This window comes from Shewanella sp. YLB-07 (genome assembly GCF_009377275.1).
Genome location: NZ_VOQB01000005.1, coordinates 252100 through 264854 on the forward strand (window position 1 = coordinate 252100; position 12755 = coordinate 264854).

A 12755-nucleotide genomic window follows, 5' to 3' on the forward strand; every position below is an offset into this window, starting at 1 on the left:
AGCCTAGGCACTCGTTTATGAGTGCCTAAAATTAAACTGCCTTTAACATTCCTGGAGACTGAGTCTGAAATTTCTGAATCAAATTGAGCAGACTCATAGCTTGCTGTTTGACATCTCCTACATTCTGATTCAAGTTCTCTAACATAGCCGCGCTCTGCTGGATTGTACTGTCGACATTTTCCATCGCCTCAGAAATATATACCACCTGACTCTGCTGCTCTTTCATTGCTAATGTCACTTCATCGACATTATTTTTCACCCCTTCACTCGAGACCGTAATCTCTTTAAGAAGCAGTCCTGATTCAGTCACCAGTTCGGCGCCGGTATTGACCTTTTCTACTGAGTCATTGATGAGATGAGATATCTCTTTGGCAGCGTTAGCACTGCGCTGGGCCAGAACTCTGACTTCTGCGGCGACAACGGCGAAACCTCTGCCTTGCTCTCCAGCTCTAGCTGCCTCGACCGCTGCATTGAGCGCGAGTAAGTTAGTCTGAAATGCAATCTCATCGATAACACCTATGATGTTTGACATCTTACCGCTGGACTGAGAGATCCCATTCATCGCCAAAATCACGTTATCGACCACACGTTCACCTTCGATGGCGTATTTATGGGCTTGCAAGGACATGTTTGCCGACTGATGAGCCTTATCTAAGGTGTTACTAATGGATGCCTGCATCTGAGACATGGCACTGGCGATGCTCTCCACGCTGGCAACTTGCTCGTCTATTTGTTGATTCAGGCCGAATGTCTCATCTGAAGCTTCCTGAGTCTTGTGATTGACCACATTAGCTGCGATGCGGATCTCATCGATCATAGCAACAAGATTATCGACAGTCCGGTTGATACTCAGCTTCAAAGCAGCATATTCGCCCTCTACTGCCATGCTAAAGGATTCGGATAAGTTACCTTGCGCAACTGCTTCCATTACCTCTTTCGACTCATTGAGTGTGGCTTCTATTGCTTCGCAGGTTTGATTAACAGCACCAGAGAGTTGATTGAAATCACCAAAGGTTTGAATGGTAACCCTTTGATCAAGCCGACCATGTGCTAATGACTCCATGACTTGAGAGATTGCCTTCACTACCTGGTCGCATGAGTTTGCCGCCGCATTAACCCCCAATTTTAGATCTAATAGCTGTCCCTTGGCATCGACTGTCACTTGCTCGTCAAACTCACCTTCGGCTACTTTCTTCATCACCTGAATAATATTATTAATCACATCGTTAGTGCCTGATGCTGCCAGATTAATACTCTGTTTGAGCTTAGCTAAGTCACCTTTAGCATCAACAGAGACCCGATGACTAAAATCCCCTTGGGCGAGTGATTCCATCACTTGAATAATTTCACGAACAATATCATCTGTGATCTTAGAGGCCGCATTGACGCTGTCTTTTATCTGAGCAAGTTGCCCCTTAGCATCACACTCTACTTGCTTGCCATAGACACCTTGCTGAATTTGCTGCATCACGGAACCGATCTCAGATATCACAGTTTGAGTATTCATGATGTTTTGGTTGATGGCCTTTTTGAAAGTAGTCAGTTCACCAGCCGTGTTAACCAAGACTCTGACACTATAGTCTCCGCCTTCTAGTCTCTGCATGACACTGGTCGCATCCTTGATAAATGATGCCATTGACTCTGCAGTCTCATTGACCGTCATTTTCAAGATATTTAGTTGTCCCAGTGCAGACACTTGCACCACTTGAGAGAAGTCTCCTTGTTGAATTGAGTGCATCACAGCACCAATGTCATCGATAACCAACTCGGTATTTTCAATATTTTGATTGATTGCTTGCTTGAAGGTTGCCAGCTCTCCAGCAACATCAACATCAACTCTGACACTATAATTACCAGCCTCCAGTTGCTGCATCACAGATGTCGCATCTTTAATAAAGCTAGCCATCCCCTCCGCTGTCTGATTAATGGTTAGTTTTAAGGTGTGTAATTGCCCTTGTGCAGGCACATTGACATATTGAGTAAAATCTCCCTGCTGAATAGCCTGCATCACTTGACCAATATCATTAATGACCAGTTCGGTATTTTGGATGTTCTGGTTGATCACTTGTTTAAAAGTATCTAACTCACCCTTGGCATTAACAGAGACTCTGACACTATAATCCCCAGCCTCAACGCCTTGCATCACGTCAACGGCATCCTCAATAAACATGGCGGTACTCTGAGCTGTAGTATTGACCGTAGTTTTAAGCTCGAGTAACTGTCCTTGAGCATTCACTTCTACTCTTTGGGTAAAGTCTCCGACCTCTATCGCCTTCATCACTCGACCGATATCGTCAATAGACTCAGTAATCGCTGTGGCCGAATCATTGATTGTGCACTTAAGATCATCGAGATCTCCCGTCATATCAGTCTTGACCCTATGTTTGAAATTACCCTTTGCTAACTCTTCGACTGTGCCATTGATGTCCTGCAAGGCCGAATCGAGAGAACTAAGCATCTCATTAAGCGCTTTGGCCGCCTGGCCGGTTTCATCTGTACTATTGACCTTAGTGCGCATTGAGAATCGCCACTGAGACTTTAAATCAAGGATAAAAGCAGACAAGTCCTGTATGGGTGATGCGATGGAGCGGCCGAATTTTATGGCAATTAACACAGTCAGTATCAGTAACCCCAGCATCATCACGATAAATAACAATCTCAGAGAGGAGATGGCGGCATAAGCTTCACCTTTGCTTTGCTCCACCACCAAAGCCCATCGGCTCCCCATCACAATTAAGGGAGCATAAGCCGCAACGACTCGATGCCCCGAATAATTTTGGCTCTCAATAAAACCAGACTCATTGTTCAAGGCGTTAGTAACTTGAGGAGTACTGACTGAAATATTACTGCGGGAATTAAAAGACTCTTTAACTGAATATTTAGGATCGAAGAAGCTATCGGAGCGCATCTTCTTATCACTGCCCACCAGATAAGACTCACCCGTTTCACCTAGCCCAAAAGTCGAACTCATCACCTGAGAGACCTGATCTAGGGGCAGCTGGAAAATCAATACACCTAAAAGATGCTCACCTTCAAAAATAGGACTGGCAATAAAACTGGCAGCGGCTTCGTAGGATGGCGTATAGGGAGCATAATCGATAAATATCGACTCTCTCTTACGCACAGCTTCGTGGTAAGCCTCAGATAAACCGCTTGTTTTATAGGGACCATACTCTAGGCTCGTCGCGTAGTCCAACTCCTTGTAGACAGAGTAGACCACCTCATGACTCTTGGCATCGATAAGAAAAATATCGTAATAACCAAACTCAGAAACATAACTGCTGAAATCTTGATGATACTGATTATGAGTACGGTCATAGAGGGTAGAGTCACCGTTATCAATCAATTTGTCTTTTTCCCCCAGAGGATAAGGGTTCAAACTTATATAGCTAGTTTGCAATGCTATAGCTACATCTGAAAGCGATGATACTAAGGCTGTATCATCAATTTGGTCTCTGGTATCAGCTAAGTATTTCGCACCAAACTCGTTCCGATAATACTGCTTTAATGTACTGGTATCGACCACTCGATGCTCATCCAGGTAGCTATGATAGCCTTTAGAGAAACCACTGAGCGCATTGCGAGCCATGCCGCTACGACTCAGGTTTTCTAATTGTGACTGAGCGGTAGTGAAATATTGACTAATAATACTCGTCTTCAACTCAGCCACCGCAGTTAGCGCCGAGGATTTATCATTTGATAGGGCCTGAGAACTATTAAAAAGTGCGATCGAAGCGATAATAATCGCGGGAACGAGTCCGACAATAGAGAGAACTAAGCTTAACTTTCTCGCAAGTGGCATATTATTAAAATAATGGCTCATGTCCTGCCTCCTTTCATGACACAGATAGTCGAAAGCCCCATACCTATTGGGGCTTGTCGTTTTGACAAATATCCGATTAACTATAGTTCAAGAGGAAAGAAGATAAATGTAAATCAGCAAAATCTGACTTGAAATTGGCATGGGCTTGTTTATCTAGAGGTTAAAACCGTTTAAATATCAGCTAACTGTAGCCGCTATTTTATTTAAAACGATGAACTAAAATCGTCAATTGGATTGACTCGTTATCAATAAGCCCCTAGCTAACAAATAATCACTAGACATTCTGTTATGCATATGAAAAAACAGGATAAATTATAGTTTTAGACTCATATTGGTATATGAATAGGAACTGCCATCTATCCTAAACATATCCTCAATTTCACCATTCTTGATGAAACCGGTTTTGTTATAGAGCGAAATAGCTGGCAAATTGTTAGACATGACCCAGAGGTCAATCCATTGCAGATCCGTTTCTGTTTTAGCCCATTGCTCTACGGTTTTAATCAATTGTTTACCTACGCCTGTTCGTCTGGCATCGCTATGGACGCCCATGCCCAACAGGGCTCTATGAGCTGTGTGAGGCTCAACTAGGGGTCTGAGATCGATATGGCCGCAGATCCGATCTTGCGCATCGGTTGCTATCCAAAGTTTCCTCCAGGTTTCATCGCCGAAAGTACGTGTTATCCCATCTGAGAACCTCTGTTTCATCTGCTCAGACATAGCAGAAAGTTCACGTGACATTGGCTGAAACAGAGGAATATCACCTTGGCCATTTTCCGCAATCTGCTCACTTAGATAGTCAAAAAATAGACTCAACTCACTCTCTTGTATGAGTCTTATCTCTTTGGTCATTCTTCGTGTCTTATCAAGTATCACGCTCAAGCTCCTTACACTAAATAATTGCCAGAAAAAATCTAAGCCATATCGCAAAATAGCACATAAGGTCAACAAGACCCCACACCTTAAAAAACCAGTGATACCGCTGTTTCGTGAAGTTTACTCGATTGGTTTTGGTGTTTTGCAGTAAATTAGGTACAGTGTCGACTGCTATCACAAGCGAACAACCTAAAAACAGTCAAGATGTGCGTTTAAAACATAAAAATCAACATAGACACATCATTAGTAGCAAGCAGGCTTATTAACAAACTAATAATTATAATATTTGAAGGAAGAAGATGAGCAATTCCAAAGATGCTTATGCAGACAATGATCTGCGGGAAGTGAAGCAGCTAGGCATGTGGGCCTCCATAGCCAGCTTAAGTTATATTTTCTGGATAGTCGGCGGCATGGAGCTCGTTGAACGTATTGCCTACTATGGTGTTAAGGCCAGTGCGGGTCTTTATGCAAAAGCACCTGTCTCTGAAGGCGGCCTAGGGATCAGCCTCAGCGACTATGGTGTGATTATCGGAATTTGGGCAATGATGCAGACCTTTGTCCCGGTATTTACCGGCGGCATTTCAGACCGAGTCGGCTACAAGGAAACCATTTTTGCATCAACCATAATCAAAATTTGCGGTTATTTAGTGATGGCCTTCTTCCCCAGTTTCTATGGTTTCCTCTTCGGCGCCATATTACTCGCCGCTGGTACCGGGATATTTAAACCTGGGATCCAGGGGACATTGGTCCTTTCGACGGGGAGGCAGAACACCTCTATGGCTTGGGGTATATTCTATCAGGTGGTGAATATTGGCGGCTTCTTAGGCCCCTTGGTAGCCGTGCATATGCGTCAGCTATCCTGGGATAATGTGTTCTACGCCTGTGCAGCCATAATCTCATTTAACTTCCTTTTCTTGCTTGCCTATAAAGAGCCGGGCAAAGAGGCACGCTTAGAGCGTAACCGTAAGATTAAATCGGGTGAAATCCATCAGGTCGCGCTCTGGAGAGATGCCCTCCACGAACTGAAGAAACCTATCGTCATCTACTACATGTTGGTATTTGCGGGGTTCTGGTTCCTATTTAACTCACTGTTTGATGTTCTGCCAATCCATATTGCCGAGTGGGTCGATACCAGCGTTATCGTGACCTCATTATTTGGCCCGGAAGGGACATCAAACGGGATCTTACAATTCTGGCTGGGACTGGATAACACCGGGACTAAGGTCATGCCAGAAGGCATGCTCAACCTTAATGCCGGCATGATAATGACCACCTGTTTCCTGGTTGCCGCCCTTACGGCTAAATATCGTATCACCACGGCAATGCTGGCTGGTTGTTTGCTGAGTATCTTGGCTTTCGTCGTGATTGGCGCCACTAACGCGGCCTGGATGATGGTATTGGCCATCGTCATGTTCTCGTTTGGTGAGATGATGATTAGCCCGAAGAAGAATGAGTTTATGGGTAACATAGCCCCGGAAGGCAAGAAAGCCATGTATCTGGGCTTTGTGATGCTGCCCCAAGGCATAGGCTGGACACTCGAAGGTTTCTTCGGTCCTAAACTCTATGAGATGTATGCATCGAAGGAGATCTTCTCATTAGACCTGCTCAAAGAGCGCGGAATGAGTGCCAGTGATGTGAGTGCGATCCCACAGGGTGAAGCTTTTACTACACTCGTGGCCTACACAGGAGAGCCAGCTCAAGAGCTAACGACTCTACTCTACAATACCCACAATATAGGCATGGCCTGGTATATCATTGCCGCCATTGGCACCATTTCCGCCGTGGGTATCTTCCTGTATGGCAAGTGGTTATTGAAGCTACAGAGAAGTTAAGAAGCTAAGAGGCCTAACTGATTGACAGAAAAGGGGCTAGCGCCCCTTTTTATTTTTACTTCTTACTGCTAAAAATAGCAATCTATGAAGATTTCTTGATCTCACCTACAGGAAAAATAGTACGACCGTACTCGGCGTTGAGTACCTGAGCCATTGCAAAATAGATGGCACTAGCACCACAGAAGATCCCTTCTATGCCAGCTATGGTCCCAATTAACTCACTGCCGGTAAAATCTCTTGCAGCTAACAAGCCGAACAAGATAGTGAGCGATCCAAATACCACTTGCTTAGCCCTGGGGTAACGCAGTGAACCCACAAACATGAAAGCGGTAAAGACGCCCCAAAGTAGCAGATACCAAGCCATAAATTCGGCAGGACTAGGCTCTGCCAGGCCAAGCTTGGGCATAATCAAGAGGCCGACTAACGTTAGCCAGAACATACCATAGGAGGTAAAAGCCGTAGTACCGAAAGTATCACCACGCTTGAAACACATCATCCCTGCGATAACCTGAGCGATACCACCATAGAAAATACCCATGGCCAAGATCATAGAATCGATCGGGAAGAAGCCAGCGTTATGGATATTTAATAGGATGGTGGTCATACCGAAACCCATCAGGCCTAAAGGTGCTGGGTTAGCAAGTTTTGTCGACATCGAGTTCCCCTAAGGAGTATTCCAACAATTATGATGCCAACAAAAAAGTTGTCATCATAAATGAAATTTAATTTGAATTTGAATTTGCGCGGCGCATCTTAGAGGATGGAATAGTGCATATCAAACAGGAGCAATCGGTGATCAGGCTAAGAGTCACTTTGAATAGACTCGGTTCAATTAACGAGCAGAATAATTTATAACCTTTAATTTTCAAAACGATATGATGAGGTTGAATTCAGAAGTGCTCAAGAAGGGATTTCATCTGATTAATGACTAACCCTTTTAATTTCAAGTCGATAGCATATTTCATCTAGATAAGCACAAGCCCTTAAACCGAACCCGAGAGATCTCAATCACAAAAACCAAGCAATAGCGACATGACTCACACTTACAAGGTATTTAAGTAATTGATGAACTAGTTCATTTGCTTGTATAACCAGCTTTAAGTGATCTACGCCCCAAATAAAAAAAGAGTGTGATCAGGTCTTCAAAAGCAGCAATCACTTTCCCTATCTATGCAAAAAAGACCAAAACAATAAATATAGCGTAAACGAGCAGCATTAAACGAGGAGTCTTCAGGTTCTGAAACTGATCCGTCTAGCCAAATATACCATTAACTTCTGCGGCGGTAAGATCCCGGCTCGCTCCCTCGTTTAAGTAGGCATCTAATGTCAGTTCTCCAACCGAGCAGCGATGTAGCCCGATGACAGGATTACGAAAACGACCAAACATACGCTTAATCTGATGATATTTACCTTCGGTCAAGGTCACTTCTGCAACATACTCACCGATAATCTCAAGCTTGGCCGCCTGAGTCGTTATATCTTCAAATTCAAAGTAAAACCCCTTGGCGAAGGCATGAATATACTCTTCAGAGAGTGGGTTTTGCAGTGTCACTCGGTAACGTTTCTCAACTTTACACTCTGGAGACATCAAGTTTCTGGACCAGCGACCATCATTGGTCAAAAGCACTAACCCTGAGGTATTCAAGTCTAACCGACCTACGATATGCAACTCAGATTTAGCAGGATGCTCTAACAAGTCGATCACTGTCTTGTGTTTAACATCCTTGGTCGCACTCACCACCCCCACAGGTTTATTGAGCATTACATAACTGGGGGTATTATTCTTAAGCACTCTGTCATCGAGTGACACATGGGAAAATTCATCCACCAGCTGCTGTATGTCTTTGGCCACTATGCCATCGACTCTGACCCTATTCTGCGCGAGCATCAAGCGTATATCTTTACGCTTGATCTTAAGCTCACTGCTGAGGAACCTGTCTAATCTGGCGCGTTTGGATTCCATTTCCTTTTGCCTATTGAGTCGAAGCGTTAACTGCAGGTAGAGGAGTCACTCTATAGGCGCAGCGCCTAGCTCCCTCGATGATATGCTCTTCACGGCTGACGGTAGCCTCATCGCTTAATATCGTTTGAAACAAGTTAAGCTCAGAGCGGCAGAAATTAAGACATTTGCTGGCAGCGGCGCAGATTGGACAATGATTTTCCATTAACCAATAACATGACTCGTCTTCGACTATGCTAGCCATATATCCTTCACGGCTTCTCAGCTCGGCTAAGGCATTAAGTTTATCGATAAGACTGGTTTTGTCTAACATGCTCTGTTGATAGAGTGCCAGTGAGGCTTGCTCTCTATGTGTTATTAACTTCTCCAGTCCGCTATCACCAAATACGGTAATAACGGAGTCTATCAACTGAACCGAGAGCTCTTCATGGCGATCGGAGAAGTGGCTATTACTCTTAGAAGTCAGGGACCAAAATCGAGTCGGACGACCACGAGCCGCCTTCTTATCTTCAAAGATCACATCGCCATCATCTTCTAAACCTTGCATATGCTGACGCACACCCATGGTTGTCAGAGATAATTCACTGGCTAAAACCTTAGCAGTGAGGGGACCTTGAGTCTTGAGCAGTTGAATGATTTTTTCGCTGGTTTTCATGATGCCTCTCTACACCTTTCTTCACCCTTACATTATTACCCATCCAGACATTAAGTAAACATTTTTATTTACTTTAGCCTTTACAAACTTATGTAAAGCATTTACATTACAAAACACTTAATAAGGTAAAAGGTTTATTAAATGAAGTTACTCATCGTCAGTGGTAGCCAAAGAATGGATTCACAAACTGCTAAAGTCGCAACTTATTTAGCTAAACATTCTGTTGAATTTGAAGAGGTGAGCCATATAGAGCTTTGCCATTACGACCTACCTTTTTGGGACGGTGAGCAGGAGAGTAAGTATGCCGAGGCTAGCCCTTGGACCATGATAAGTCACAAGGTCAGAAAAGCCGACGCGCTAATTTTGATCACTCCAGAATGGGGGGGAATGGCCTCACCCCTACTCAAAAATTTCCTGCTTATGTGTGACAACCAAGACACGGCCCATAAACCGGCACTGTTAGTCTCTGTGGTCAGCGGAATAAGCGGCGCCTACCCCATTGCAGAACTAAGAATGAATGCACTTAAAAATAACAAATTAGTGGCCCTACCCGATCACTTAATCATTCGTAATGTCACTGAAGTTCTCAATCATTCACATGAAGGCGTATTAGAAGAAGACCAGCGAGAAAAAGATCTTAGGCAACGTATAGATTACAGCTTGCATATGCTGCACCAGTATAGCCAAGCCTTAACTACAATCAGACATAGACACAGGCATGAGCCATACCCCAAACAGCAGGAATACTGCTACGGCATGTAAATACCGGCACTAGAAACTAGGTAAACCATCAAATAATAAAATGAAAAATGAGGAGTAAGTTATGCTACATCTGGAACATTTAAACTTAGTCGTTGAAGATATCCCAACGACACTCAACTTCTATCGAGCAGCTTTTCCCCACTGGTCAGTACGTGGCGGCGGAGAAGGTACATGGCACGGGAAACCCAGGAACTGGGTACATTTTGGCGACGATTATCAATATCTCACCTTCAATGATGATGGTGTTAGTCAAAACCGAGACCTCACAGGTCATCAGGTCGGCTTGGCTCATTTTGCTTTCGTTACCGATAATATCGATGCCGTGATTGCACGTTTAGCTCAAGCGGGCTTCCTCGCTGACAAAGATGGCGCCGTCGATGAATTTAGAAGAAACGTCTATTACCTAGATCCAAACGGTTATGAAGTCGAATTCGTGCAGTACCTGAGTGATATCCCGACACAAAGAAATCGATATGATGAAACTTAATAGCAGGAACTAGGAACTAGGAACTAGATAATATGGCCATATCAGATTGAAAAAGATACGGCCCAATCTTAGGTAATGTGACAGAAGAGGTCTGTAGCAAACACATCACTTTAACCAGATAACTAATGCTAGCAAGACTAAATAGAAGAAGAAACCTGAGATATAAGCCGAGAAAAAATCATTTCTCGCTAACCTTTTTTCACTGCTAAACACACCTGGAGCGAAAAGAGGCTTCTGAATTCGCCCAAACGACACGACTCTTAACACCACGGCACCAGTCGTGTATAAAATGAAAGAAAGTAAAAAATCCCAGAAAAACCAGAAGAACAGTTCGGCTATGCTACCCATTAACATATCTTCTCCTTAATCTATTATCGACGAATATTCACTGTACCCGCCCTCACTGTAAATGTCATGTTAAGATTTGTTAACTGTAGGTATCCTCAGAATATCCCCTTAATTTGAGACACTCGACAGAAGGACTAATTCAGCCTATAGACTCCATATTAAGCCCGTTCCGATTGATTTTCTTTCACTATCGATGAGTCCTTCTGAGCAAAAAAGTAGACCCTAAATGAGGTGTCATCTGTAAGAAATTCCACCTTGTGCCAATACTCTGGAGGAGATACGGCAACGCCTCCGGTAGGAATAATCAGAGTCTGCTCTATTTCACCTCGACGCTCAGTAAAACCATAAAACTTTAACTCGCCGCTAATAACATTGATCTGTCCATAAACACCGGCTTTAGTATTATGCAAATGAAGAAACATTTTAGGGACATTATTGATAGTGAAGACTTGTGTTGATTTGTAATTAACATAATCACTTGGAATTTGAGCCATAGAACACCTCTGGTTTAGCACTGACTTATACCGATTGGTATTAGCTAATTGATAGTTGATGTTCAGACAATCTACATCAACTTCAGGCTATTAACCATGAGGATAATAAGCAAAAAATGAAAAATACAATAAATAGCGTATCTTCAATGCAGATTCGCTAGACCTATAAATTTTTAGACATAAACAAGGAGTTATTATAACTTGGGGTTAGCATAGAAGGTCACTTCAAATTGAGTCTCTTCCGTCAAAGGTTCAATTTTATGCCAGTAGTTAGGATGAGATATCGCCGTTTCATCGGCCTTAACCAAAACCTCTTTTTCTGCTTGTAAATGTTGACCTTGATAACCGTAAAACTTGACCTCTCCCTGTAAAACATGGATCTGTTCGTAGATCCCTGTCTTCGTAAAATGAGGCTGTGAAAGTGTTTCAGGGATAGTTCCTCTTGTAAAAACACCGATCGACTTGTAACTCTTATAACCTTTAGGTACACATGACATGTTACACCTCACCAGAAAAGAGCTTCATAACACTAATTACATTAAGTCTAGCTGCATATATTGGTATCACCACAGATAGGCCAAGAGATTTGAGCTGAGATGCGTTAAACTCTGGCTAAATTTGATAATAGCTTAGTCTCATGACCTCCCCTTTCAGCTACACGACCCAATACAGTCTCGATAAGGCTCATTTTAGTGAATGCTTCGATGAATCTGTCACAATTGACACCACGTGGCGTGCCTACACTAAAGCAATAGGCTTCTTTTTCGTCGGTGTAGCCTTATTGCTTACAGGCATGAATGCCTATGCTTCTTGGTTTGTTATCGGACTAGGAGCATTGGAATGGGGAAATGTGAAGTTTAAAAAAACTTGGTGGCTCTGGCGACAGATGATGAGTAAAGCAGCCGGAAATGAAGTGATGCTAACCTTAGATGAACAAGGGATCAGCAGCTACTCCTTCTATGTTAAGAGTCAGATATTGTGGAGTGATGTCTCTGAGATAATAACCACAGACAGGGGCTTTCTCATTAAACATCTAGGTGGCACCAGCTATGTCTCTAAACAAGTACTCAATGAAACCGCGCTAGCCTTTATAGACCGTAAAGTTTAGATATAACATCAAAAATAGCATTTAACGATTTTATCCATCTTTAACGTTTGCCATGATAAACGCATCCACATATTCTCCATCTCTAAAGGCGTAATCTCTGGCTTCTCCCTCTATGATGAAGCCATTACGCTTATAGAGTGCGACAGCCACCAGGCTGTGAAAGTTTTCCGGAAGCTCACTGAGCCGCTTTTGCCAACGTAGCAAAGAGGGAAAAGGATGCAGTAAGGTTCCGCTATAACATGAAGGCTGAGAATAGATATTCTTAATCGCTACTATGTCCTCAATATCACTATGACGAATTTCAATGATGTTACTTTCTCGTATATCCACCGTGGCCCCTTCAACTTTTATCTAGCCATACCTTTCTATTCCCTCTAACTTACACTGTTAATGGAACATTTAAATACGTT

At 43.3% G+C, this 12755-nt stretch carries 13 protein-coding genes; 4 read left to right on the top strand and 9 right to left on the bottom strand.

Going from position 1 to position 12755, the window contains the following annotated elements:
• Positions 1–31 precede the first annotated feature (31 nt).
• The gene (locus FS373_RS13065) at positions 32–3823 is read right to left on the bottom strand and encodes a methyl-accepting chemotaxis protein (RefSeq protein WP_144047890.1); all 3792 of its coding nucleotides are present in this window, start codon (positions 3821–3823) and stop codon (positions 32–34) included.
• A 312-nt stretch (positions 3824–4135) separates the two neighbouring features.
• Positions 4136–4699 carry a GNAT family N-acetyltransferase gene (locus tag FS373_RS13070; protein WP_229380988.1) on the bottom strand — a complete coding sequence of 188 codons (564 nt, stop codon included), beginning with the start codon at positions 4697–4699 and terminating at the stop codon, positions 4136–4138.
• A gap of 299 nt (positions 4700–4998) precedes the next feature.
• On the opposite strand from FS373_RS13070, the gene FS373_RS13075 reads away from it, so the two are divergent.
• A complete protein-coding gene (locus FS373_RS13075; RefSeq protein ID WP_144047891.1) occupies positions 4999–6531 on the top strand; it encodes an MFS transporter in 1533 nt (510 codons plus the stop codon).
• 82 nt (positions 6532–6613) lie between these two features.
• Here the strand turns inward: FS373_RS13075 and FS373_RS13080 are convergent, their stop codons facing one another.
• The 3 genes from FS373_RS13080 to FS373_RS13090 form a co-directional block, all read right to left on the bottom strand.
• Positions 6614–7186 carry an acetate uptake transporter gene (locus FS373_RS13080; protein WP_152829606.1) on the bottom strand — a complete coding sequence of 191 codons (573 nt, stop codon included), beginning with the start codon at positions 7184–7186 and terminating at the stop codon, positions 6614–6616.
• A 597-nt stretch (positions 7187–7783) separates the two neighbouring features.
• Positions 7784–8494 carry a pseudouridine synthase gene (locus FS373_RS13085; protein ID WP_144047893.1) on the bottom strand — a complete coding sequence of 237 codons (711 nt, stop codon included), beginning with the start codon at positions 8492–8494 and terminating at the stop codon, positions 7784–7786.
• A gap of 10 nt (positions 8495–8504) precedes the next feature.
• The gene (locus FS373_RS13090) at positions 8505–9146 is read right to left on the bottom strand and encodes a helix-turn-helix transcriptional regulator (protein WP_144047894.1); all 642 of its coding nucleotides are present in this window, start codon (positions 9144–9146) and stop codon (positions 8505–8507) included.
• 141 nt (positions 9147–9287) lie between these two features.
• Here FS373_RS13090 and FS373_RS13095 point away from each other — a divergent pair, with 141 nt between their 5' ends.
• Both FS373_RS13095 and FS373_RS13100 read left to right on the top strand, forming a co-directional pair.
• The gene (locus tag FS373_RS13095; RefSeq protein ID WP_152829607.1) at positions 9288–9908 is read left to right on the top strand and encodes an NAD(P)H-dependent oxidoreductase; all 621 of its coding nucleotides are present in this window, start codon (positions 9288–9290) and stop codon (positions 9906–9908) included.
• A 61-nt stretch (positions 9909–9969) separates the two neighbouring features.
• Complete coding sequence (locus tag FS373_RS13100) at positions 9970–10395, top strand: VOC family protein (protein WP_144047895.1); 426 nt, start codon at positions 9970–9972, stop codon at positions 10393–10395.
• Between the two features lie 105 nt (positions 10396–10500).
• Here the strand turns inward: FS373_RS13100 and FS373_RS13105 are convergent, their stop codons facing one another.
• From FS373_RS13105 to FS373_RS13115, 3 genes are all read right to left on the bottom strand, one after another.
• Complete coding sequence (locus FS373_RS13105) at positions 10501–10749, bottom strand: hypothetical protein (protein WP_144047896.1); 249 nt, start codon at positions 10747–10749, stop codon at positions 10501–10503.
• Positions 10750–10901: 152 nt separating this feature from the next.
• Complete coding sequence (locus FS373_RS13110) at positions 10902–11237, bottom strand: DUF1971 domain-containing protein (protein ID WP_144047897.1); 336 nt, start codon at positions 11235–11237, stop codon at positions 10902–10904.
• A 194-nt stretch (positions 11238–11431) separates the two neighbouring features.
• On the bottom strand, positions 11432–11734 hold the full coding sequence (locus FS373_RS13115; protein ID WP_144047898.1) for a DUF1971 domain-containing protein: 303 nt from the start codon (positions 11732–11734) through the stop codon (positions 11432–11434).
• A 140-nt stretch (positions 11735–11874) separates the two neighbouring features.
• Here FS373_RS13115 and FS373_RS13120 point away from each other — a divergent pair, with 140 nt between their 5' ends.
• Positions 11875–12345: a YcxB family protein gene (locus FS373_RS13120; protein ID WP_144047899.1), complete on the top strand. Its 471-nt coding sequence runs from the start codon at positions 11875–11877 to the stop codon at positions 12343–12345.
• Between the two features lie 30 nt (positions 12346–12375).
• Here the strand turns inward: FS373_RS13120 and FS373_RS13125 are convergent, their stop codons facing one another.
• Entirely contained in the window at positions 12376–12675 is a 300-nt protein-coding gene (locus tag FS373_RS13125) for a hypothetical protein (protein ID WP_144047900.1), read from the bottom strand.
• Positions 12676–12755: the final 80 nt, after the last annotated feature.

Bases quoted from the DNA above. Each gene is read 5' to 3' on its own strand.
- FS373_RS13065 (WP_144047890.1), bottom strand. From the start codon at position 3,823: ATGAGCCATTATTTTAATAATATGCCACTTGCGAGAAAGTTAAGCTTA.
- FS373_RS13075 (WP_144047891.1), top strand. From the start codon at position 4,999: ATGAGCAATTCCAAAGATGCTTATGCAGACAATGATCTGCGGGAAGTG.
- FS373_RS13080 (WP_152829606.1), bottom strand. From the start codon at position 7,186: ATGTCGACAAAACTTGCTAACCCAGCACCTTTAGGCCTGATGGGTTTC.
- FS373_RS13085 (WP_144047893.1), bottom strand. From the start codon at position 8,494: ATGGAATCCAAACGCGCCAGATTAGACAGGTTCCTCAGCAGTGAGCTT.
- FS373_RS13090 (WP_144047894.1), bottom strand. From the start codon at position 9,146: ATGAAAACCAGCGAAAAAATCATTCAACTGCTCAAGACTCAAGGTCCC.
- FS373_RS13095 (WP_152829607.1), top strand. From the start codon at position 9,288: ATGAAGTTACTCATCGTCAGTGGTAGCCAAAGAATGGATTCACAAACT.
- FS373_RS13100 (WP_144047895.1), top strand. From the start codon at position 9,970: ATGCTACATCTGGAACATTTAAACTTAGTCGTTGAAGATATCCCAACG.
- FS373_RS13105 (WP_144047896.1), bottom strand. From the start codon at position 10,749: ATGTTAATGGGTAGCATAGCCGAACTGTTCTTCTGGTTTTTCTGGGAT.
- FS373_RS13110 (WP_144047897.1), bottom strand. From the start codon at position 11,237: ATGGCTCAAATTCCAAGTGATTATGTTAATTACAAATCAACACAAGTC.
- FS373_RS13115 (WP_144047898.1), bottom strand. From the start codon at position 11,734: ATGTCATGTGTACCTAAAGGTTATAAGAGTTACAAGTCGATCGGTGTT.
- FS373_RS13120 (WP_144047899.1), top strand. From the start codon at position 11,875: ATGACCTCCCCTTTCAGCTACACGACCCAATACAGTCTCGATAAGGCT.